At 66.0% G+C, this 19,282-nt stretch carries 26 protein-coding genes and 2 pseudogenes; 10 read left to right on the plus strand and 18 right to left on the minus strand.

Going from position 1 to position 19,282, the window contains the following annotated elements; all coding sequences use genetic code 11:
- Positions 1-88 precede the first annotated feature (88 nt).
- Together EOHIBHHM_RS08405 and EOHIBHHM_RS08410 are read right to left on the minus strand one after the other, a co-directional pair.
- Positions 89-856, minus strand: a complete 768-nt coding sequence (locus EOHIBHHM_RS08405) for a DICT sensory domain-containing protein (protein WP_497256442.1) — start codon at positions 854-856, stop codon at positions 89-91.
- A gap of 600 nt (positions 857-1,456) precedes the next feature.
- Entirely contained in the window at positions 1,457-2,230 is a 774-nt protein-coding gene (locus EOHIBHHM_RS08410; RefSeq protein WP_497256444.1) for a hypothetical protein, read from the minus strand.
- 20 nt (positions 2,231-2,250) lie between these two features.
- On the opposite strand from EOHIBHHM_RS08410, the gene EOHIBHHM_RS08415 reads away from it, so the two are divergent.
- On the plus strand, positions 2,251-3,072 hold the full coding sequence (locus EOHIBHHM_RS08415; protein ID WP_497256446.1) for an undecaprenyl-diphosphate phosphatase: 822 nt from the start codon (positions 2,251-2,253) through the stop codon (positions 3,070-3,072).
- A gap of 1 nt (position 3,073) precedes the next feature.
- Here EOHIBHHM_RS08415 and EOHIBHHM_RS08420 read toward each other — a convergent pair whose 3' ends face one another.
- Positions 3,074-3,307: a DUF7120 family protein gene (locus EOHIBHHM_RS08420; protein WP_089827511.1), complete on the minus strand. Its 234-nt coding sequence runs from the start codon at positions 3,305-3,307 to the stop codon at positions 3,074-3,076.
- A 205-nt stretch (positions 3,308-3,512) separates the two neighbouring features.
- Between EOHIBHHM_RS08420 and EOHIBHHM_RS08425 the strand changes: the two genes are divergently transcribed.
- Positions 3,513-3,722 (plus strand): hypothetical protein, encoded by a 210-nt coding sequence (locus EOHIBHHM_RS08425; RefSeq protein WP_497256448.1) that lies wholly within the window; start codon positions 3,513-3,515, stop codon positions 3,720-3,722.
- Position 3,723: 1 nt separating this feature from the next.
- Positions 3,724-4,047, plus strand: a complete 324-nt coding sequence (locus EOHIBHHM_RS08430) for a DUF8028 family protein (protein WP_497256450.1) — start codon at positions 3,724-3,726, stop codon at positions 4,045-4,047.
- A gap of 66 nt (positions 4,048-4,113) precedes the next feature.
- Here EOHIBHHM_RS08430 and EOHIBHHM_RS08435 read toward each other — a convergent pair whose 3' ends face one another.
- The 6 genes from EOHIBHHM_RS08435 to EOHIBHHM_RS08460 all read right to left on the minus strand — a co-directional run bounded on the left by EOHIBHHM_RS08435 (position 4,114) and on the right by EOHIBHHM_RS08460 (position 8,047).
- The gene (locus tag EOHIBHHM_RS08435; RefSeq protein WP_497256452.1) at positions 4,114-4,275 is read right to left on the minus strand and encodes an HVO_A0556 family zinc finger protein; all 162 of its coding nucleotides are present in this window, start codon (positions 4,273-4,275) and stop codon (positions 4,114-4,116) included.
- Between the two features lie 52 nt (positions 4,276-4,327).
- Positions 4,328-5,032: a helix-turn-helix domain-containing protein gene (locus tag EOHIBHHM_RS08440; protein ID WP_497256454.1), complete on the minus strand. Its 705-nt coding sequence runs from the start codon at positions 5,030-5,032 to the stop codon at positions 4,328-4,330.
- Positions 5,033-5,461: 429 nt separating this feature from the next.
- Positions 5,462-6,283, minus strand: coding sequence for an energy-coupling factor ABC transporter ATP-binding protein (locus tag EOHIBHHM_RS08445; RefSeq protein WP_497256456.1), 822 nt, complete (start codon positions 6,281-6,283; stop codon positions 5,462-5,464).
- A complete protein-coding gene (cbiQ, locus tag EOHIBHHM_RS08450) occupies positions 6,280-7,101 on the minus strand; it encodes a cobalt ECF transporter T component CbiQ (protein WP_497256458.1) in 822 nt (273 codons plus the stop codon). Before cbiQ ends, EOHIBHHM_RS08445 begins: the two co-directional genes overlap by 4 nt.
- Positions 7,098-7,409 carry a PDGLE domain-containing protein gene (locus EOHIBHHM_RS08455; protein WP_497256460.1) on the minus strand — a complete coding sequence of 104 codons (312 nt, stop codon included), beginning with the start codon at positions 7,407-7,409 and terminating at the stop codon, positions 7,098-7,100. The genes cbiQ and EOHIBHHM_RS08455 overlap by 4 nt, the downstream gene beginning before the upstream one ends.
- Positions 7,406-8,047 carry an energy-coupling factor ABC transporter permease gene (locus EOHIBHHM_RS08460; RefSeq protein WP_497256462.1) on the minus strand — a complete coding sequence of 214 codons (642 nt, stop codon included), beginning with the start codon at positions 8,045-8,047 and terminating at the stop codon, positions 7,406-7,408. The genes EOHIBHHM_RS08455 and EOHIBHHM_RS08460 overlap by 4 nt, the downstream gene beginning before the upstream one ends.
- A gap of 112 nt (positions 8,048-8,159) precedes the next feature.
- On the opposite strand from EOHIBHHM_RS08460, the gene nikR reads away from it, so the two are divergent.
- Positions 8,160-8,570, plus strand: a complete 411-nt coding sequence (nikR, locus tag EOHIBHHM_RS08465) for a nickel-responsive transcriptional regulator NikR (RefSeq protein WP_497256464.1) — start codon at positions 8,160-8,162, stop codon at positions 8,568-8,570.
- A 30-nt stretch (positions 8,571-8,600) separates the two neighbouring features.
- Here the strand turns inward: nikR and EOHIBHHM_RS08470 are convergent, their stop codons facing one another.
- The gene (locus EOHIBHHM_RS08470) at positions 8,601-9,053 is read right to left on the minus strand and encodes a universal stress protein (RefSeq protein WP_497256466.1); all 453 of its coding nucleotides are present in this window, start codon (positions 9,051-9,053) and stop codon (positions 8,601-8,603) included.
- A gap of 76 nt (positions 9,054-9,129) precedes the next feature.
- Positions 9,130-9,273 (minus strand): hypothetical protein, encoded by a 144-nt coding sequence (locus EOHIBHHM_RS08475; protein WP_497256468.1) that lies wholly within the window; start codon positions 9,271-9,273, stop codon positions 9,130-9,132.
- 17 nt (positions 9,274-9,290) lie between these two features.
- Here EOHIBHHM_RS08475 and EOHIBHHM_RS08480 point away from each other — a divergent pair, with 17 nt between their 5' ends.
- Positions 9,291-9,590 carry a hypothetical protein gene (locus EOHIBHHM_RS08480; RefSeq protein ID WP_497256470.1) on the plus strand — a complete coding sequence of 100 codons (300 nt, stop codon included), beginning with the start codon at positions 9,291-9,293 and terminating at the stop codon, positions 9,588-9,590.
- A gap of 108 nt (positions 9,591-9,698) precedes the next feature.
- Here the strand turns inward: EOHIBHHM_RS08480 and EOHIBHHM_RS08485 are convergent, their stop codons facing one another.
- Together EOHIBHHM_RS08485 and EOHIBHHM_RS08490 are read right to left on the minus strand one after the other, a co-directional pair.
- Positions 9,699-9,845, minus strand: a complete 147-nt coding sequence (locus EOHIBHHM_RS08485) for a hypothetical protein (RefSeq protein ID WP_497256472.1) — start codon at positions 9,843-9,845, stop codon at positions 9,699-9,701.
- Between the two features lie 287 nt (positions 9,846-10,132).
- Positions 10,133-12,229 carry a bacterio-opsin activator domain-containing protein gene (locus EOHIBHHM_RS08490; protein ID WP_497256474.1) on the minus strand — a complete coding sequence of 699 codons (2,097 nt, stop codon included), beginning with the start codon at positions 12,227-12,229 and terminating at the stop codon, positions 10,133-10,135.
- A 254-nt stretch (positions 12,230-12,483) separates the two neighbouring features.
- Here EOHIBHHM_RS08490 and EOHIBHHM_RS08495 point away from each other — a divergent pair, with 254 nt between their 5' ends.
- Positions 12,484-12,873, plus strand: coding sequence for a hypothetical protein (locus tag EOHIBHHM_RS08495; protein ID WP_497256476.1), 390 nt, complete (start codon positions 12,484-12,486; stop codon positions 12,871-12,873).
- A 187-nt stretch (positions 12,874-13,060) separates the two neighbouring features.
- Here EOHIBHHM_RS08495 and EOHIBHHM_RS08500 read toward each other — a convergent pair whose 3' ends face one another.
- Positions 13,061-13,198 (minus strand): hypothetical protein, encoded by a 138-nt coding sequence (locus EOHIBHHM_RS08500; RefSeq protein ID WP_497256478.1) that lies wholly within the window; start codon positions 13,196-13,198, stop codon positions 13,061-13,063.
- Positions 13,199-13,251: 53 nt separating this feature from the next.
- Between EOHIBHHM_RS08500 and EOHIBHHM_RS08505 the strand changes: the two are divergent.
- The 3 genes and pseudogenes from EOHIBHHM_RS08505 to EOHIBHHM_RS08515 form a co-directional block, all read left to right on the plus strand.
- Positions 13,252-13,872 (plus strand): annotated as a pseudogene (locus EOHIBHHM_RS08505) (IS200/IS605 family transposon protein TnpB); the annotation flags it as partial.
- Positions 13,873-13,950: 78 nt separating this feature from the next.
- Positions 13,951-14,778, plus strand: coding sequence for an IS5 family transposase (locus EOHIBHHM_RS08510; protein WP_497256480.1), 828 nt, complete (start codon positions 13,951-13,953; stop codon positions 14,776-14,778).
- Positions 14,779-14,812: 34 nt separating this feature from the next.
- Positions 14,813-15,535 (plus strand): annotated as a pseudogene (locus tag EOHIBHHM_RS08515) (RNA-guided endonuclease TnpB family protein); the annotation flags it as partial.
- A 49-nt stretch (positions 15,536-15,584) separates the two neighbouring features.
- On the opposite strand, the gene EOHIBHHM_RS08520 reads toward EOHIBHHM_RS08515, so the two are convergent.
- Complete coding sequence (locus EOHIBHHM_RS08520) at positions 15,585-15,878, minus strand: hypothetical protein (protein WP_497256482.1); 294 nt, start codon at positions 15,876-15,878, stop codon at positions 15,585-15,587.
- A 101-nt stretch (positions 15,879-15,979) separates the two neighbouring features.
- Here EOHIBHHM_RS08520 and EOHIBHHM_RS08525 point away from each other — a divergent pair, with 101 nt between their 5' ends.
- Entirely contained in the window at positions 15,980-16,588 is a 609-nt protein-coding gene (locus EOHIBHHM_RS08525; RefSeq protein ID WP_497256484.1) for a SprT-like domain-containing protein, read from the plus strand.
- Here EOHIBHHM_RS08525 and EOHIBHHM_RS08530 read toward each other — a convergent pair.
- The 3 genes from EOHIBHHM_RS08530 to EOHIBHHM_RS08540 form a co-directional block, all read right to left on the minus strand.
- Positions 16,531-16,755, minus strand: coding sequence for a DUF8147 domain-containing protein (locus tag EOHIBHHM_RS08530; protein ID WP_497256486.1), 225 nt, complete (start codon positions 16,753-16,755; stop codon positions 16,531-16,533). The genes EOHIBHHM_RS08525 and EOHIBHHM_RS08530 overlap by 58 nt on opposite strands.
- A gap of 131 nt (positions 16,756-16,886) precedes the next feature.
- A complete protein-coding gene (locus EOHIBHHM_RS08535; protein ID WP_497256488.1) occupies positions 16,887-17,804 on the minus strand; it encodes a DMT family transporter in 918 nt (305 codons plus the stop codon).
- Positions 17,805-17,909: 105 nt separating this feature from the next.
- Positions 17,910-19,247: a M14 family zinc carboxypeptidase gene (locus tag EOHIBHHM_RS08540; protein WP_497256490.1), complete on the minus strand. Its 1,338-nt coding sequence runs from the start codon at positions 19,245-19,247 to the stop codon at positions 17,910-17,912.
- Positions 19,248-19,282: the final 35 nt, after the last annotated feature.

The raw sequence follows: 19,282 nt of genomic DNA on the forward strand, positions 1-19,282 counted from the left end.
GCGAGTTTGCCCGGCTCGCTCGTTGGACCCCCACGACGTCGGCCCTCCGTTCGACGGCCGACAGACGGGGTCAGTTTCTGGCGACACTTCACCGAGAGTCGAGCCGACGTCCGGAGCGGGAGCCTTCGCAGTCGTCGCCGCCATCGGTCTCGGCGAACGCGTAGGTGCTCGTCAGATGGTCGAGGATGTAGTCGACGGTGTCGGCTCCGTACGTCCAGAAGCCGTAGAACGAACCTGGCTCGCGCTCCTCGGCGACGAGTGCGCACTTGTTCGCGTCGACGCCACCGCCGTCGTAGACGACGAACCACGACCGTGCGATCTCGGTGGTGTCCGCGAGGTGGAGACGGACGCCGCTGTCGGCGGGAGTCTCCGTGTCGGGGGTCGCATAGACGTGGACGTCGAGTTCGCCTCGCGTCCCGAGGCGTTCGTACACGTCGCGTTGTGCCGTGAACGTCGACAGCGTCTGGAAGCCGGCGTGGAGTTGGCCTCGGCCGGTTCGCCAGGCGCGATCCTCGATCTCTCGGGAGGCGGCGACCATCCGACCGGTGTCGAACGAGGTGAACATCGTCTCGTCCATCGCGTCGAGGATCGGTCGGTACGACGCGTCGGTGAACCCCGGTTCGGTCCGCGTCTCCTCCTCCAAGAGTTCGGCGACGCTCGCGGCGGTGAGAAACCTGTCTTGCTCGCCCAGCACGGCGTACTCGGCGGGGGTGGAGTCGGAGTGCTCCTCGACGACCCGGACGTTCCGATCGACGAAGTGCTCGCGGAGGCTGTCCGCAACTTCGGTGTCGGCGTTGACGACGGTGAGTGTCTTCTCGTGGTCTTCGACGCCCGCAATCAGTTCCGAGAGCGACATTCGCTTGCAGTTCGAAGGGGTGACACGCACTTGTGTGTTTGCATACCTCGGCGAGGAGTGACGGCCGGCGACGGCCGCCGTTCTCCACGGGGTTATACATATAACACTACTCGCCGATCGGCGTTCAGTATCTAACCAGTACCTTATTCATCCATACGGACGTAGGACGAGTTGCAATTCGAACTCCTTGCCCGGAGACATTCGAATTGTGGCATTCCGGATTCGCACCGGGTGTGAGCCATAGCCCCGGCGCGACTCTTCGACGATTCTCCGAACCCCTCCTCGCAGAGTGACTCCGCTCGGCTGTGGGACGGGTCGTACCACTATCTTGACCTCTCACATCTCAGAACAGCGTCTGACGGCCGGATGACGGGTTTTCTTACCCCCGGAGCAGAAACGACTCTCCATGCCTGGTCTGGGTGGCACCCGACGACGGTCACCGTCGAACGACTCGCTCCGTGAGCGCTGTGTAACTGCACTCTCCTCGCTCGGCGGGGACGACGGCCGTCGGTCGCATCAGGGGCCGCTCATCACCCACGAGTTCGTCAACGGACTGTTGCTCATGCTGGGGATCAGACTGCTCCTCACCGGCGTCTTCGTCTACCTGGTCGCGCCGGACCCGCTTCTGGTCGGGCTGTTCCACCTCGTGTTGTCGATCCCACGGCTCGCCCGTCGCTTCGCGGGCGACACGGGCGGACTGCTCGACGGCGTGCGCGGCGGCGTGGCCGAACGGGTCGGCGGACTGCAGTCGGGATCCGGACGGTCCTCGCGGTCGAGTCGACGGAGCAGCTCCGCTCGGTCCCGTTCGCGCTCTCGCTCGTCGCGGTCCAGCTCGAGCAAAGAGCGACTCTGAGCCCGCGCCGTCGGTTTGATAGCGGTGGCCGCTCTGGAGTCGGACGGTGAACGCCCATCTACTCGAACCAACACTTCCTCATCTCGGTCGTCGTCGGCGCCGCCGTCGCCCTCGCAGACGTCACTGCCAGCTACCCCTGGTGGTTCCTCGTCGGTTACGCCGCCGTCGTCGGCGTCGGTATCGACTTCGACCACTTCCTCGTCGCCCGCCTGAACACCGGCGAGTGGACGGCGGTCCGGCGCTGTCTCCGTGACCCGCGGATCGTCTTCGCCGAACAGAACGCCATCTTCGAGGAGGGCGACGTCGGCACGCTCCGGCGACTCCTGAGCCACGTCGTCATCGGCGGTGTCGCCGTCGCCGGACTGCTCGTCGTCGACGTCTTCCTCGCGGTCTTCACCGCGGTCGTCCTCTACGCCCACCTGCTCTCGGATCTCGTCTGGGACGTGCTCGCCGAGGCCGGCCGGGTCTGACCACTCCTCTACCGGTTCGCCCTGCTCTGCGTCCCGAACCGCTTTTATCACTCCCTCACGCTGGCGAAGATATGGACCGTCCGTTGGTTGTCGCGTTGGTCGTCGGGGTGCTGCAGGGCGTCTTCGAGTGGCTCCCCGTCTCCAGCGAGGGCAACATCGCCATCGCGCTGACCGCGCTCGGGTCGTCGCCGGAGACGGCCGTCTCGTTCGCGCTCTTCCTCCACGCCGGGACGGCGCTCTCGGCGACCGTCTACTACCACGACGAACTCCGTACCGAACTCGCTCGACTGCCGGCGTGGCGACCCGGCGACGCCTTCGACGGCGAGACGGCGACGCTCTCGTTTCTCGCGGTCGCCACCGTCGTCTCGGGCGTCGTCGCGATGGCCGCCTACACGGCGCTGAAGGACCTCGTCTCGGCGCTCACCGGCGGCGCGTTCGTCGCGCTCGTCGGCGGGCTCCTCGTGCTCACCGGACTGCTCCAGCGGTTCGCCGGCACGCTGGCGCTCGGCGACCGCACCCGGCCGGACGCCGTCGACGCCGTCCTCGTCGGTGCGCTGCAGGGGATCGCGGTGTTGCCGGGCGTCTCCCGCTCGGGGACGACCGCGAGCGCACTGCTCCTGCGCGGTCACGACGGCCCGGCCTCGTTCCGGCTCTCGTTTCTGCTCTCGATCCCCGCCGCACTCGGCGGTGGCGTCCTCGCACTCGCCGACAGCGGCGGACTGCCCGGCATCACGCCGGAGGCCGCGGTCGTCTCGCTCGCCGTCGCCGCGCTCGTCGGCTACGTGACTATCGGCGCGCTGATGCGACTGGTGAGAAGAGTCCCGTTCTGGGGGATCTGCGTCGGTCTCGGCGGACTCGCCGCCGTCGGCGGACTCGGCGTGACCGTGCTGTGACCTACAGCGTGTCCCGCTCGCTCGGGTCGCCCTCGTCGGTGTCGAAGAGGTTCCCCTCGATCCCCTCCTCGAACCCGCTTCGGTCGTCGGCCGGACCGGTACCTGCGTTGTACGCCTCGAGACCTGCGGTCAGCAGTTCTTCGACCGCCTGCTCTTCGGTGACGAACTCCTCGTCGACCATCCGTTCGAACCTGAAGTGAACGTCATCCGATAGGTTGACTTCGACCTTTGGCATGCGCCTCCGTTCGTTCGCTGGCCGTAAGAACGCTTGGAATCCGCGGCTTACTACCGGGTAAGCGTCGCGAGTTACACCTCTGTTATCTTGCTTTCATATAGGAGCGTGGGCTATCACCGAGTGATGATACACGGAACCTCGACCCATCAGGCGAGTTCGTCTTCCAGCGGGCGTCCTGCGGTGTCGGCCGCGGAGGTGACCCGGCGTGAGTGAAGCACAGCCCCGTCTCCGACCGACGACCGGCGAGTGGCCCGACTTCACTATCGACTACACGTTCAACCCCGACCTCGACGGCGTCGTCGGCGAGTTCGCCCCCGACGAGGTGGTCCTGTTCGACCGCGAGCGAGGGATGACCGCGACGCGGTGGCTATCCGCCGAACGCGGGTCGTACGTCTCGCTCGACGAGGTCCGGTGAGATGAGCGACTCGTCCACGCCGGTCGGAACGTCCACCACGTCGGATGCGGCGGGCGCAGCGAGCGTCTCACGGACGTCCGGCTACGTCGTCTCCCGGCGTGGACTCGGGACGTCGTCGCTCGTCCGCTGTGTTCGCGCGGTCCGACTGATCGCGTTCTGGGTCGCCGTGATGCTCCCGTGCTACGCGATCTGGCTCCTGTTCGGCGGTCTCTCGGCCGCCGAGGCTCCGCTGTTCGTGGCGACGGTGCTCTTCGACTGTTCGGCGTTCGTCGTCGGACACAACCACCGTTCGCCGTCGGTCGCCACTGGGCGCTTCATACGGTAAGCCGGAAAAAGCAGGCGTCGGATCCGGTCGTCGCCGACTGAGTCGGGTTCGGTTCGGTCGTCTCCGTCACCAGAGCTGGAGTGCAGGCGTCTCGCACTCGTCGCAGACGACCGCCTCGTTGTCCTTGTACGTCCCCTCCACCAGCGTCCCGTCGTCGCAGTACTCACAGTTGCGTTCGCGGAGTTTCTCGACGAGCGCGTTCCGACCGGCTGGGCTTGCCTGGCTCATGGCTCTACCTCTTGGTCTGAACGTCGCACACAAGAATCTGTTGGCGGTCACGTCACTGCCGAGGCCGTGTCTCTTCGACACCGCTCGACAGCCGTCGGTGGGTCGAGCCGCCGCTCGCCTCGTAGACGAGCGTCTCGGCGACGAGCGCACGGGTCGCCCGCCGGAGCCGTTCTGAGACCGCCTGATCGGAGATGCCGAACTGCGTGGCGAGCTCGGCGAGCGACACGCCGCGCGGGATGTCGTAGTAGCCGCGCTCGAACGCGGCGAGCAACGTCTCGCGCTGCGCGTCGGTGAGGACGCAGCCGTCGGCGCCGACGCCGGGCTGCGGTGCGTAGATCGCCTGCAGGTCGAACGCGGCACCGAGCGCCGTCCCACGCGTCCAGAAGTCGTCGAACGCCGCCCGGTTCGGAAAGCGCATCCGGAGCTCGTACACCCCGTCGCTGGCGGTGGCGTCCAACACGAGCGCGTCGACCTCGCCCGCGATCCGGTACAGTTGGAGATCGAGGATGTGGGGCGCGTAGGTGATGCGGTACAGCCGTCCGATCTCCGTCGTCTCCAGCCGGACCCAGTCGGTGATGCTGTCGTCGTCGGGGAGTGCCGCCTCGAAGGCGTCGACGCCCGCCCCCGTCGCCCAGAAGACGTTTCGCAGCGGGTCGTCGGGCGTGCTGTACAGCTGTTCGAGTTCGACGGTGACGTCCGGGGCGGCCCGGAGGCTGTTCCGGAGCACCTCGGCTTCGAGGTAAAACTCGGCGATCACGATGCGAGTAGATGGCGAGCTGTCACTATGAACGTACTGTGTGTCGGTCTGTCGTAGCTCGTCGGAGAGAACTATAGTAGAGTGCACGTCGTCCCACACTCGACCAGCCGTTGTCGTGCGGTCGGGTGTGGAGACAGTTGCACGAGCTACTATCGTGGGTCGGCGCGTGCCGAAAGGTCGACGAACAGTGTCAGAGGCAGGTCGACCCCAGCTGGCTCGTTCGCGAGCCTGCGAGAGAAGAGAGTCTCTCGACGGAGATAGACCGTGAGCTTGGTCATTCAGGGTCGTCCCTTTCTCGGCGTCGCAGCGGTCGACGACTGCGCCGGCGGACCGGACGGAGCGTCGCCGGACGGCAGACGTCCGCCTCCGCTCGCGAACGGCCACTGCTCGCCCGTCTGTGGTGCATCGACGCCACGTCGGTACGGACGCTCACTCTCGCCCGTCCCGCGCGCGGAGCATCGCTCTCGCCTCCGGCATCGACACCGGGACGTCGTCGGCGTCGACGCCGTCGAGATCGTCGAAGAGTCTGACGAGCGTCGGCGGGCGCAGTCCCGCGGTGCGCAACCGCTCGCGGTCGGTCAGCACCTCGCGGGGCGTCCCGTCGGCGACGACACGGCCGTTCGAGCCGAGCAGACAGACGCGGTCTGCGACCGCCGGCACGAGATCCGGGTCGGGCGTGGCGACGACCGTCGTCACGCCGTCGGCCGCGAGCTCGTCGAGCGCGTCGAGGATGCGACGGCGGTTCTGCGCGTCGAGGTGGCTCACCGGTTCGTCGAGCAAGAGGGCGTCCGGCTCCGTCGAGAGCGCCGCGGCGAACGCGGCGCGGCGCTTCTCGCCGCCGCTCAGCCGGAACGGCGGTCGGTCGAGGAGGCCCCCGAGGTCGAACTGCGCCGCCAACTCCCTCACTCGGGCGTCGATCTCGGCCGTCGACAGGCGGAGCTGTCGCGGGCCGTACTTGAGGTCCTCGCGCACCGTCGGGTTGAACAGGTAGTCGTCGGCGTCCTGCAGGAGGACGGCGAGTCGGTCCCGGACCGCGTCGGCGTCGCGGTCGCCGAACCAGCGGACGGAGCCCTCGTCCGGGTCGTGGAGGCCGCCGAGCAGCTGCAGCAGCGTGCTCTTGCCCGCCCCGTTGGCCCCGAGAAGGGCGACGCGCGTCCCCGAGTCGACGCGGAGGCTCGCGCCGTCGACGGCGACGGTACCGTCGGGGTGGCGGTAGGTCACGTCGCGGGCGTCGACGACGGGGTCGGTCACGCGACCACCACCCCGGCGACGCCGACGAGGACGAGCGCCGCGAACGCGACGTCCGAGCGCCGACTCGACGTCGTCCGGTGACGGCCGCCGACGTCGATCGCCCGTCGTCCGCCGCCGCGAGCGACCGCCGCCGCCTGGACTCGCTCGCTGCGTTCGAGCGTGCGGACGAAGAACGTCCCGAGGAGGCTCCCCGACTCGCGCCACGACTCGCGGAGCGAGAGTCGACGGCCGCCGATCGTCCGCGCGCGGCGAGCCACGACCAGTCGCTGCAGTTCGCGGAGGAACACGAGCAGGTAGCGGTAGGTGACGGCGACGATGCCGACGAACAGCGTCGGGACGCGGAGTCGCCGGAGCGCGGCCAGCAGGTCGGTGAAGCGGGTCGTCAGGAGGACGAGCGAGAGCAGCGCGACGCAGGCGGCGACGCGGACGACGAACGTAACGACGTAGGCGACGCCCGCGTCGGTCGGCGACAGCGGTCCGAGCGCGACAAGCGGCGTCCCCGGGGTGAGGACGACTCGCGGCGCGACGACGACGGCGGAGAGCGTCGGCGGGAGCCAGACGCGAGCGAAGAGCGTCCGGAACGGGACCGCCGAGAGTCGCCCCAGTCCGAACGCCGCGACCAGCAGCGCGAGCAGCGCCCCCGTCTCGCGCGTCGCGACGGCGGCGACGACGACGGCGGTCACGCCGAGGAGTTTCAGCGTTGGATCGACGCGCTGGAGGAAGCCGTCGCGAGCGGGGTACGACTCGCCGAGCAACAGCAGTCGGACGTGTGCACCGAGTTCGGCGGCCGTTCGGTCGAGGATGCGGCCGCGCGTCATCCGTCGAGGACGCGGCCGAGTCCGAGCGTCACGCCGAGCGTGAGCGCCGTTCCGACCAGTCCGGCGACGAACGTGCCGAGGTGGGGGTCCACACCCGGAACCGTGTAGTCGGGGAGGACGCCCGCGTTGAACGTCTCCGCGTGCTCCGTCGCGCCGGTCGCCTCGGCGGCGTTCTCGAGCGGTTCGGCGTAACCGACGGCCCCCGACGCCCACCCGAATGCGGGGGCGAGCACGACGAGCACGAAGACGACGCCCAGCGCGCGACGCACCCACGGTCGGCCGAGGAGGCCGTCGTCCTGCTCGCTCATGCGGTCACCTCCGCGTCGGGAGTGGTCGCGAGCACGTCGGGGCGCGCCCGGACGATGTAGCGGTAGACGACGAGCGTGATGGCTCCCTCGACGAGTCCCAAGACGAGGTGACCGACGCCCATGATGGTCACCGTCGTCCCGAGTTGGTAGGCGAACGCCGAGGAGAGGCCGAGTTCGACGGCGGCGGCGAGTGCGCCGAGCGTGATACCCAGCCACCCGGCGGCGAAGACGGCCAGCGACTCGTCGACGTCGCGGAGCGCGCGGTAGACGGCGTAGCCGGCGTACACCTCGACGACGGCCATGTTGAGCACGTTCGCGCCGATGGCGGTCAGCCCGCCGTCGCCGAAGACGAGACTCTGGATGACGACGACCGAGGCGACCGACAGCGCGCCGAGGTGGGGTCCGAGCACGATCGCCGCGAACGCGCCGCCGACGAAGTGCGCGCTCGTCCCGCCGGGGATCGGCCAGTTGAGAAGCTGTGCGGCGAAGATCCCCGCCGAGACGACGCCGAGCAGCGGCACTCGAACGTCGTCGAGCGTCTCCTCCGCCCGGCGAGCGGCGAACGCGAGCACCGCTCCCGCGAGGACGAGACAGCCCGCGGCGAGGGGAAGGTCGAGAAACCCGTCCGGGATATGCATACCGTCGCGTCTGTCGCGGCTCAAGTAATACTTTCTCCATGGACAGTATTACGGAGGTTCGAGGAGCGCCACCAAGCGAAGGTTGATGGAGAGACCTGGCAAAGACGGAGCCATGACCGACGAGTTCGACCGGATCAGTCTCACCCTCCCGCGAGGGATGGTCTCTCGGCTCGACGCCATCGTCGACGACTGGGAGTACGACAGTCGTTCGAAGGCCATCCGCGACGCGCTTCGAGACTTCTTCGTCACCTACGAGTGGGACGCCGACAGCGACGGCCGCCACTACGGCACCATCGTCGTCACGCACGACCACCACGCCGAGGGCATCGCCGACCGCCTCCAGCGGGTCCAACACGAGTTCGCCGACGCGATCATCTCCGTCCAACACATCCACCTCTCGCACGACCGCTGTATGGAGACGCTGGCCGTCGACGGCGACACCGCCGACCTCACCGAACTGTCGAACCGACTGCGGTCGATGCGCGGCGTCCGACAGGTGAAGGTGGTCGTCGTCGACGAGTGAGAGTCGTCTCGACGCTGGGTGCTCGAACGCTCACGTCGCCTCGTCAGACTCCTCGCGCTCCTCGTCGTGGACGATCAGGACGGGGAGGTCGGCCGTCCTGAGGACGCGCTCGGCGACGCTGCCGAGGAGCAGTCGGTCCAGTCCGCGACGGCCGTGCGTGCCGACGACGACGAGGTCGACGTCGTGTTCGCGTGCGTCTTCGAGGATCGCGCGATGCGCCGTGCCGCGGACGACTGCCGTCTCGACGTCGGTGACGCCTCGATCTCGCGCGCGGGTCGCGATCGTCTCGACCGCCTTCTCGCTTCGCTGTTCGAGGTCTGCGAGCATCTGTTCGCTGATCGACTCGGAGAAGGCGACGTCCATCTCGATGACCGAGACGACGCGGAGGCTGGCGTCGTACTCCCGTGCGAGGTCGATCGCGTGGTCGCCCGCCGCTTCGGAGCACCAACTCCCGTCGGTAGCTACCAACACTGTGTGGTACATGGTACTCGTTCACGCTACACCGACGTAAAACGTCAGTCTCGCCGGAGGACGCGAGCCGACGCCGGTCGTCGACGGCTCACTCGCGGACGGGGAGGGTGTGGTCCGACCGAATCCACGCGTGTGCGCGGTTCGGATCGGAGACGAGGGCGATGGTCTCTCCCTCGACCGTGAACTCGGTGTACTCTACGGAACTGTGAGGTTTCGGAGGCTGTGTAGTCATTGGACGGAGAGGGTGGTGTGGCGACGACGGAGTGGTGTGGGACAGACACCGTCGTCGGTGCTCGCATCCGACGCTCGTCGGTCGTCGACGAAACGGCCGTGGGTCGCACGAGGGAGTTGTGGGAAGGGATGGATGGGGTACGTGCGTCCACGGTCGGATACGATCCGCATGGCAGTTGGACTGTGAACAAGCGCGTGCAGCCGAAGGCGGTCATCCGCCTTCTGCCCGTTGCTCACACACTCCAGTACACGTCCATCCGTGATATGGGTTCCATCTACGTAGAACGACTCCACTGGGACGGAACTCTATTCATCTAGAGCGCGACGGCGGCAGGAGTCACCCGGCCGACAGGAGACGGTGACCGACCCGTCGACGGCGCGTCCGCTGGGCCGGTTCGGTCCGGAGAATCGGGTGGGTGGGGGAACCTACTGTTCGACCGTCGTCGTCACGTCGGATTTGAGCCACGCTCGTGGGTTGTCCGGATCGGAGATGAGACTGATCGTCTTCTTTCCCAGCGTGAACTCGGTGTACTCTACGGCGCTCGACGGAGATGTCTGTTGCTCGTCGTTCATGGTTCGTTGCGGTGGTCCGGCGCTACGGACACGGCCCGCGGCCACGTCGTGGCCGAGACCGTGTCGACGGGTCGCGACTGTCGGCGTCGACCGGACGAGACCGACCGACGCGATGGGTGCCTCTGTGCTGTGCCCGGAGTTCGGTGACAGCGCGACCCGGTGAACGGTTTCCGCTCGAAAGGTGGGTTCGGTTCGCCGGTGCCCGTCTCGCGTTCACGTCACTGTGTACCAGCGTCTACCGCAAAGCGATAGTCGCTTCATAGAACGACACCCTCGACGGGAGGGGGCTATCTATCTAGAGGGGTGGTCGCGTCGTCCCCGTACAGCAGCTCGAAGAGCTTGCGCTGTCCGGTCCGGAGGTGGTGGTTGAACGTCGGTTGGGTGATGTCCAGCGAGGCGCCGATCTCCTCGCCCGTGCTCGCACGGGGCGACTCGAAGAACCCGCCGAGATACGCCGCCCGCATCACCTCCGCCTGTCTGTCGGTGAGTCGTTCGGACAACTTGGCCGCGAACGTCTGTTCGGAGTCGCTCGTCTGGGTCCGGTCGCGGCGTGCGACGAGTTCGGCGTCGGGGTAGTTCGTCCGGAGCATCTCGATGAACGCCCGGACGTCGGTGTCGTAGGCGACCTGGACGATGGCCGTGAGCTCTTCCGGCGTCGCGACGATCGACTTCGGGACGGCGCCGTGTTTGGTGAACGTCCCCGCCAGCGTCTCGCCGGTCGTGACGACCTCGACGAGCGATCCGTCGTCACGTTCGGTGACGAGTCGGACGGCACGGACGGCGACCAACTCCTCGAACGCCCCGAGGACGGACTGGACGTCGGCGTCGCTGACGGTGACGAACAGCACCGCCGAATCGGGTTCGGGGACGACGCCCTCCAGTTCGAGTCGACAGGACGTCTGTTCGGCCACCCGCGCGAGCAGGTCGTCGGTCTCCGACAGTCGGAGGTCGAGTTCGAGCGTCCCGTCGGTCAACACGCCGCGTTTGGTCTCGACGGCGTTGATGGCGTAGCCGATCGTCTCGCCGAGTTCGGCGAAGACGGCTCTCGTGGTGTCGTCGAAGGCGTCCAGTCGCTGTGCGTAGACGGTCAACACGCCGTAGAGGAACTCCTCGTAGACGAGCGGCACCGCGAGGATCGACTGGTAGTCCCGCGAGAGCGCCTCCTTCCGCCACGCGGCGGTTCTGAGGTCGTCGGCGACGTTGTCGACGACGACCAACTCGCGTCGCTGTGCCGCCGTACACGCCGGCTCGGGAGGTTCGTCGCCCGACAGCGACAGCGAGACGCTGTCGAGATAGCTGTGGTCGCTGCCGCCCCACGTCCGCGGAACGAGTTCGTCGCGAGTGATGTCGGGGTCGCCAACCCACGCGAAGCCGTAGCGATCGACCGTCGTCAGCCGTTCACAGACGGCTCGTTCGATCTCCTCGCGCGTGGTCGCCCGGACCAGCCGCTGAACGAGTTCCCGGATGGTGCCGTTGAGCTCGTTGAGTTGGCCGAGCTGTTCGTTCTGCCGTTGGAGCTCTCGGTCGCGCTCCCGCAGCTCGTTCTCGCGGTCGACGCGGTCGAGTGCGACCTCGGCGTTCGTCGCGAAGAGATCGACGAGCTCGACGGTCTGCTCGCTGAACGCGTCGGGCTCCGGTGAGATGGCGACTAGGACGCCCTGACTACCGAGCGGGATGTACAGCCCGCTTCTGACCTGCGTGTCCGGGTTGTCGACGTACTCCGACTTGCGGACGTCTCCGAACACCTTGCTCTCTCCCTCGGCGAACACGTGCCACGTGATACTGCTGCCCGGCCGATACGACGGCGGGACGCCGACGAACGGGGGGACGTCGGGGGAGAACGCGACCGGCTGCAGTCGGTTCGACGACTCGTCGAAGAGAAACACTACGACGCCGGTGAGGTTGAGCACCTCCGTCGCGCCCTCGACGATGCGGTCGGCGACCGCCTGTTTGGTCTCGGCGTCCAGCAGGTCGCGCGTCGAGGTGTGAAGCGTCGTCAGCATCTCCTGATACTGCGTCCGCTCCGTGACGTCGACGGCGACCGCGAGCACCCGCTCGACGTTCTTCTCGTCGTCGAGCACCGGTCGATATCGACACTCGAACGTTCCTCCCTCGAACTTGATCGTCGACGTGAACGACGCTCCCGCGAGCGCCCGCCGAACGTCGCGAACGACGTCGGGGTCGTCGTAGATCTCGAACACGGAGCTCCCCACGACTTCCCCCGGCTCCAGTCCGAGCGTCTCCAGCCCCTTCCCCTCCGAGAGCAGAAACGTCCCGTCGGCGTCGAGTGCGAACAGCACGACCGGCGTGTTGTTGATCAGCGACCACAACTGCGCGTCGCTGTCGAGGATGTCGCTGTATGGTTGGTGGTGTGTCTTATCCATCTGAGTTCCTTACCCACGTTTCCCGTCACCACTGTTGGTACGGCGTACTTATGAAGGAAACGTACGGTGTCCTGACAGTTCTCTCCGACGGATCACAGTTGTCAACGAGACGTAACCACTGTATTAACTGAATCAGATCTGTTAAATTTGTTATCTGATTCACATTTGTCGACTCGAACGAGGGGCAATCAAAAGGGATACATCACTCTCCGTGAGAGGGGCAGACGACCGCTTCCGTGAGGTAGTCCCGACCGATGTTCCAAGATACGAACGACTGGCGCTCGGTGGTCGCCGAACTGCAGTCGCTGAACACGCGCCGACTGAAGCACGTCGGCATCGTGACCTACTTCGGCGTCTACGCGCTCATCGCGCTCGGCATCCGACGCGGCCTCAACTCGATGTTCCAGTCGCTGCCACAGACCGTTCGCCCCGCTCCGCTCTTGCCGCTCGACGTCCTGTTCGGACTTCCGACCAGCGTCGCGTGGAGTCTGACCAGTCTCGGCGTCGCCCTGTTCACCGTCGTCGTCGTCGCCTGCCACTCGCTTTTCGTGTCGTTCTCTCGGAGAGACGAGGCGACTCCCACCGACGCGGACGAGGGGAACGCCGACGCCGCGTCCACCGCCGACGCGGACGAGACCGACTGACGACCGCTCGCGGTTCCATTCTCATCGACGACCGCTCGCCGTCCGATCACGCTCGACTCCGCTGTCACGTCTGTTTGGCTCTTGTCGACTCCCTTCGATCTGCGGTGCTACCTGATTCAAGGAGAGAGTCCCGCCCTTTAGGGCGAGCGTGAATCCGACACTCTACTGCACAACCCACGTTCTACGCTTACTCCGGGGTATCCTCCCTGACTTTCTTCTCGCCTTCGAGTAGCAGTCCCTTCCATGTCAATCCACAGTGCTTCTTCAGTTCCTTCAACCGCTCGTACTGTTCCTCGTCGTCAAATTCGATGCGAATTGCAACCATATAGTATCACACGAACGGAACAATTATGTGCGTTACGATACAAGCAGTAGTCGATGAAGCGAGCCAACACGTTCGACGTGATTCCGCAGTCCGACGAGGACGAGGAGTTGCTTCGACGCCTGTTGGACGCTTCTGCTGCTCTCTGGAACGAGATTAACTACGAGCGTCGCGAGAACTACGCAGATCCAGACGGCGATGTATGGGAAATCAGTGAGTATCGCGGTCGTTACGGCGGTATTCTCGGTGCGTCCACGGTTCAGCAAATTGAACGCAAGAACCGTGAAGCGTGGAAGTCGTTCTTCAGCCTCAAGAAAAAGGGTGAAGCCAACGGCAAACCCGGCTTCTGGGGCAACTCAGAAGACGGACGAGAACTCCGCACGTATATCCGCAACACGTCGTACTCTGTCGAGTGGGGCGAATACTCCCGGCTCGAAATTCTCGTCGGCAAAGACCTGAAAGACGAGTATGGTCTTGGATACCGCGAACGCCTCCGGCTCGAAATTCGGGGCGACCCGAACTGGAAGGAGTACGAAAAACAAGGTCGGTTGGAGTTGTTCTACGACGAGCAAGCACAATCGTTCAGGGCCTTTCAGCCAGTCACAATCAGCGAAGACCATTCTCGACTGGCACAACCACTGGGTTCGGAAGAATCCGCTCTGGATATTGGTGCGAACGGCTCTGGTGAATCACTAGACGGCGTCGGTTTCGACCGGTAGAATTTGGAAGATGAAGCGGGAAACCGGCGATGCTCTATGTCGAAGATCTCCCGCTTCACGAGCAAAGCAGTCACGTTAGCTAAAAACGCTGTTGGTGGTCGAGGCGAAGTCGCCGCCCCCGAAGGGGGTGGCGGCTTCGCCGACTACGCCCTCGTGTCGCTGCACTGTCTGCGGGTTTACCTCGATGAATCGTACCGCAACGCACTCGATCTGCTGAGCGAGATGCCGCATATTCTCGGGGAGATCGGCCTCGAAGAGGGCGATCTCCCTGACCACTCGACGCTGGTTAAGGCGTTTGATAGGTTTGAGATGAAGGTTTGGCGAGTGCTGCTCCGACTCTCGTCGGAGCTGCACGACCCCTCGGGTCACGCCGCCATCGATGCCACGTTTTTCGACCGCGAAAACGCCAGCAAGCACTACTGCCGCCGGACGAATTATCGCGTTCAAACACTGAAAGCGACCGCTCTCGTCGACACAGACACTCAAGCGATTCTCGACGTTCACTGTACGACCGAGAAAACGCACGACACACAGCTCGGCTGGCAGGTCGCCTGCCGCAACGCAGGCGACCTGCACAGCCTCGCCGCTGACAAAGGCTACGACTGGATGGATTTACGCGAGAAACTGCGGGAAGAGGACGTCAGACCGCTGATTAAGCATCGTATCTTCCGGCCCATCGACCACGCGCACAACGCGCGGGTCGATGGGCCTCGCTACCGCCAACGATCGATGTGTGAGACCGTCTTCTCGTCGATCAAGCGCACGCACGGCGACGCCGTGCGAGCGCGAACGTGGTACCGAGAATTTCGTGAACTCGTCGTGAAATGTGTCGTTCACAACATCAAGCGTGCCGCAACACAGTGAAATCAACCGCCGTATGGCGATTCACCAGAGCCGTGCGAACAACCTCGTCGCCTGTACAACCACAACCGGCAAGCAATACCTGTACGAAGGACGCGATCTGTTCGAGCGATTCCGTGAAACCACGCGAGAAATTTCCCGGCTCCAATCGCTCTTGGAGGACGGTCGGTACAGTAGTCACCGTATTCGACGCCTGTACGACCGGCGTACTAAGCGACGTGACCACGCCCAAGACGCACTCGCTCGTGACCTCATCGAACGCCTCTACGATGAAGGCGTTTCGACGGTGTACGTCGGGGCGTTGACGGATGTGCTTGACACGCACTGGTCGGTGGAGACGAACGCGAAAACGCACAACTTCTGGGCGTTCAGAGCGTTCGTGAATCGACTGGCGTGTACCGCCGAAGAATACGGTATGTCGGTCGAGATTCGGTCTGAGGCGTGGACGAGTCAGGAGTGTCCGAACTGTGGTTCGACAGAGGATACGACACGCCACAGAGACACGCTGACGTGTCCGTGTGGCTTCGAGGAGCACGCTGACCTCACGGCGTCAGAGACGTTCTTGAGACGTCATCAGAACTCAGAGAGTTCTGATTGGCGAACGAGACACGGAGTGTCTCGTCAACGGCAGACGACGGCAACACGGTCGATGGCACGGCCTGTATGCCTCAAGTGGGACAACCACGAATGGTTGGAGTCATCACGCTCAGTTCCCAACGAGGAGCATACGAACCCGCAAGTTGCCTCCGTGGGTCGGTAAGCGATACCCCCAACGCGAGGAAACCTCGCCGTTTACGGCGAGGAGGATGTCATTCGTCGACCTCGGCACAGAGGATGCCCGTCCCGCAGAACGGACAGTAGTTGATGGGGATGGCGCTCTCGAACTCGCCGTCGTCGGTTCGCTCGTAGGCGACGACGCAGACCAGCGGCACCGACTCGTCGGTGTCGACGTCGACGCCGGCCTCGAAGCTGAACGTGTCGCGCTCCCACGCGGTCAGACACTCCTCGCAGCACGGCACCGTCTCGACGGCCTCGTACGTCGGGTCATGTTCGCCCGACGGGTCCACTCCCGACTCTCCGCGAGTTCGGTACTTCACCTTCATAGCTGGACGGTCGCCCGCCGTCGGTATGAACGTTCGTCGTTCCGGCCGAGAGCAGGGGAACCGAACCACTGAAGCGTCGTCTCCCGCCACGGGAAGACACCGTGACGGCCGAAGAGAACGCGTCGCCCACGCCGGCGGCGTTCGGGTCCGTGTCGACGCACGACGACCTCGTCGCGTGGTCCCGGGGGTACGCCCGGAGCGTCGCCGACGGCGACGAACTCAGCGTCGACCTGTCGCTCGTCGACTGGGCGGTGTCGACCCGCGCGAAGCGACGTGCGGCGGCGGTCAAACGACCGAGAATCCCCGGGACGGAAGTCGGGAACCCGGTCGACTGGGACAGCGTCGCGGCGGCCGCCGAGTCGCCCGAGACGGTCCGGCGCTGTACCGTCTCGCTGACGTGGGAGGCCGCAGCGGCGTTCTCCCGCGCGGAGTGGACGGCGACGCTCCGCCACGAACTGATCCACGTCGAGCAGTTTCAGCGGTACGGGACGACCGACCACGGTCCGCGCTTCGAGCGTCGCGCTGCGGAACTCGACGCGCCGGTCCGGTGTCGGCGGTTCGCGACGCCGAAGTACCGCCTCCGGTGTGCCGACTGCGGGGAGGTCGTCGCCCGCCGCTACCGCGACTGCAAACTCGTCCGCGAGCACGAGCGCTATCGGTCGTCCTGCTGTGCCGCGGCGCTCCGCTGTGAGCGCGTCAAGAACCAGTAGGTCGAGGCGGTGACGAGCACGCCTGCGACGACGCCCGCCGGGATGCCGACCAGGAGCGACGGCCAGACGTACGGGTCGAGCAGCGCGGTGACGCCGAACCCGACGGCGAACAGCGTCGCCAGTCCGAGCAGGGCGGCGACGGCGGGTGGGCGGGTTCGCGAGGACATGCTCGCGGAGACGTCGCCCGCGGGGATAACGGCGTTGCCGACGAGCGCGACCTGTCGCGACGCTCCAGTCCGACGGCCGCCGGTAGCGACGCCGGTCGCCGCGACGGTACGACGCCGAACTGTGAACGCCCCTATCCTCGCGTCGGTCGTCGGACGTCGGCGACGAGGTCGGCGAGCTCCCGTCGTTTCAGGACGACGAACCCGGCGAACACGACGAGGAACCCGACGACGGTGAGCGGCGTGATCGACTCGTCGAGGAGGAAGACGCCGGCGACCGTCGCGACGACGGGGACGAGGTAGGCGACGAGCGACGTCTCCAGCGCGCCGCGAACCTCGAGCAGCGTGAAGTAGATGAAGAAGGCGACCGCCGTCGCGAACACGCCGAGATAACCCACTGCGACCTGTGCGCGGACGGTCGCGGGCAACGCCAGCGACTCGCCGACCGCGAGACTCCCCGCGTGGAGGAGGAGACCGCCGACCAGCATCGACCACCCCGAGAGGGCGGCCCTGTCGAGCGTCGGTTCGGCCCGCTGGACGAGGACGCCGCCGAGCGAGACGCTCACCACCTGGCCGAGCACCAGCAGTCGGCCGATGCCGTCCGCCCCGAGCAGGTTCGACGGGTCCGGTCTGACGATGAGGCCGACGCCGAGAAAGCCGAGCAGGATGCCGACCGCGCCGACCGGCGAGACGCGTTCCTCCGGGAGGATGCCGAGCGCCCACAGACTCGTCACGATCGGGACGAGACTCTGCATGATCGCCGCGACGCTGCTCGGAACCGTCTGTTGACCGACGAACAGCAGCGCGTTGCCGGCGACGAGGAAGACGCCGCCGGCGAGCACGGCCGCGAGGTTCGCCCCGTCGGTCGGTCGCCACTGACTCGTCCGAACGACGGCGTACGCGAGGAGGAGCACCGCGGCAACGTCGTAACGAAACGCGGCGAACAGGACCGGTTCGAGTGACTCCAGTCCGACGTCGATGGCGGGAAACGAGAAGCCCCAGAGCGTCGCCAGCAGCGCGAAGAGGCCGATCGTGACGAATCGGTTGTCCACGTACCGCGTAGCCGACACGGCCGAATAGTGCTCACGGTTGCGGCACGCTGCGACCGTTCCGACTCACTACCGCCGAGATCGTCGACGGAGTTGTCCGACGACCGACTACCGACCCGACTGGTGGGGGTTCGTCAGATACTCGCCGTGCAGCGGCAGGTCGAAGTAGTCGTCGACGTCGACGTCGCCGAGGGTGTCTTCGGCGATCGCCTCTAGCGTCGTCGTGAACCCGACGACCGTCGACTGCATCATCCGGCCGAGCGCCTGCTGGCCACGGACGTCAGTCTGGTAGGACGTCTCGTAGAGCATCCCCGCCGCACCCGTGGTCGGACACACCGTGTCGAGGTACGACCCCCACAGCGGGTAGTAGCCGTACCGAGTGACGCTGTCGAAGACGCTGTCGCCGCGTTCGGCGAGCGCGTTGGCGACGAGCGCGTTCATCTGGATCGACTCCGTACTGGTCGCCTCGTCGATGAACGGGTCGACGACCTCTTCGACGGACGCCTCGGGGTCGTCGAACGGCGACCGGTCGCGGTAGGCGGGGCCGTAGGCCGGCATGACGCTCAACTCGGTCTGCTTCGCCGGCTTGTTGCCGTCGCCGGAACCGGGGACGAGATACTGTCCCTGGTGGTGGTGGGTGATGGCGTAGTCGGGGTCGGCGTCGAGGTACGACCGAGTGACCGCTCGAACCTCGGGGGCGAGTCGGAGCCCGCTGCTCGCCAGCGTGTACCCCTCGTACTCCAGGTCGAGATACGCCTCGCCGTCCTCGGAGACGTACCACTGGTCCTCGGTGGTGTCGCCGGCGTCGAACTCCCCCGGCGGCAGGACGTTGAAGTCGCGGTTCATGTCGTAGCCGGGCGGCGCGTCGGCCGGCGACCGGTAGTGGTAGTACGGTTCGTACCGCGAGTCGTCGCTCGACCACGCCTGTGTGTTCGTCCGGCGGCCGACCCACTCGTCGGTTCCGTCGTCGTCGACGTCGTACTCGAACATCGCCCCGTCGGGGTTGACCCGAGGGACGACCGTCAGCGTCAGTTCGTCGAGAATCGTCTCGACCTGTCGACTGTTGCTCTGGGCGAGTTGCCGTAGCAGTTTCACCGCGACTTCGGTGCCGACCGCCTCGTCGCCGTGGATCTGCGTGATGAGGTGGACGCTCGTCGACCCGTCGCCGACGGTCGCCTCCCAGATGGGGTCGTTCAACCCCGCCGAACGACCGATCTCGCGGAGCGAGAGACGATCGCTCTGCGAGTCGAGCGTCCGGAGCGTCTGCGCTAACTGCTCGTTGGTGTGGAAGCCGTCCATCGGTTGGGCGTGTTCGTCGCCGGGCCACGGACCGCCCGGACGGTAGTTCTCGCGTCGCGGCGAGTGCTCGTCCGCGCTCGCCGTCCCGACGGCCGAGAGTCCGGCGGTCGCCGCACCGACAGTTCTGAGGAAGCGTCGTCGTCTCATACTTCACTCGAGTCGTTCGCTCGATTAAGGATATG

Source organism: Halogranum roseipondis (genome assembly GCF_059695585.1).

Excerpts from the sequence above, each read along its gene's own strand:
- EOHIBHHM_RS08405 (WP_497256442.1), bottom strand. The coding sequence starts at position 856 with ATGTCGCTCTCGGAACTGATTGCGGGCGTCGAAGACCACGAGAAGACA.
- EOHIBHHM_RS08415 (WP_497256446.1), top strand. The coding sequence starts at position 2,251 with ATGGACCGTCCGTTGGTTGTCGCGTTGGTCGTCGGGGTGCTGCAGGGC.
- EOHIBHHM_RS08420 (WP_089827511.1), bottom strand. The coding sequence starts at position 3,307 with ATGCCAAAGGTCGAAGTCAACCTATCGGATGACGTTCACTTCAGGTTC.
- EOHIBHHM_RS08430 (WP_497256450.1), top strand. The coding sequence starts at position 3,724 with ATGAGCGACTCGTCCACGCCGGTCGGAACGTCCACCACGTCGGATGCG.
- EOHIBHHM_RS08435 (WP_497256452.1), bottom strand. The coding sequence starts at position 4,275 with ATGAGCCAGGCAAGCCCAGCCGGTCGGAACGCGCTCGTCGAGAAACTC.
- cbiQ (WP_497256458.1), bottom strand. The coding sequence starts at position 7,101 with ATGACGCGCGGCCGCATCCTCGACCGAACGGCCGCCGAACTCGGTGCA.
- EOHIBHHM_RS08455 (WP_497256460.1), bottom strand. The coding sequence starts at position 7,409 with ATGAGCGAGCAGGACGACGGCCTCCTCGGCCGACCGTGGGTGCGTCGC.
- EOHIBHHM_RS08460 (WP_497256462.1), bottom strand. The coding sequence starts at position 8,047 with ATGCATATCCCGGACGGGTTTCTCGACCTTCCCCTCGCCGCGGGCTGT.
- nikR (WP_497256464.1), top strand. The coding sequence starts at position 8,160 with ATGACCGACGAGTTCGACCGGATCAGTCTCACCCTCCCGCGAGGGATG.
- EOHIBHHM_RS08470 (WP_497256466.1), bottom strand. The coding sequence starts at position 9,053 with ATGTACCACACAGTGTTGGTAGCTACCGACGGGAGTTGGTGCTCCGAA.
- EOHIBHHM_RS08475 (WP_497256468.1), bottom strand. The coding sequence starts at position 9,273 with ATGACTACACAGCCTCCGAAACCTCACAGTTCCGTAGAGTACACCGAG.
- EOHIBHHM_RS08485 (WP_497256472.1), bottom strand. The coding sequence starts at position 9,845 with ATGAACGACGAGCAACAGACATCTCCGTCGAGCGCCGTAGAGTACACC.
- EOHIBHHM_RS08490 (WP_497256474.1), bottom strand. The coding sequence starts at position 12,229 with ATGGATAAGACACACCACCAACCATACAGCGACATCCTCGACAGCGAC.
- EOHIBHHM_RS08495 (WP_497256476.1), top strand. The coding sequence starts at position 12,484 with ATGTTCCAAGATACGAACGACTGGCGCTCGGTGGTCGCCGAACTGCAG.
- EOHIBHHM_RS08500 (WP_497256478.1), bottom strand. The coding sequence starts at position 13,198 with ATGGTTGCAATTCGCATCGAATTTGACGACGAGGAACAGTACGAGCGG.
- EOHIBHHM_RS08510 (WP_497256480.1), top strand. The coding sequence starts at position 13,951 with ATGTCGAAGATCTCCCGCTTCACGAGCAAAGCAGTCACGTTAGCTAAA.
- EOHIBHHM_RS08520 (WP_497256482.1), bottom strand. The coding sequence starts at position 15,878 with ATGAAGGTGAAGTACCGAACTCGCGGAGAGTCGGGAGTGGACCCGTCG.
- EOHIBHHM_RS08530 (WP_497256486.1), bottom strand. The coding sequence starts at position 16,755 with ATGTCCTCGCGAACCCGCCCACCCGCCGTCGCCGCCCTGCTCGGACTG.
- EOHIBHHM_RS08540 (WP_497256490.1), bottom strand. The coding sequence starts at position 19,247 with ATGAGACGACGACGCTTCCTCAGAACTGTCGGTGCGGCGACCGCCGGA.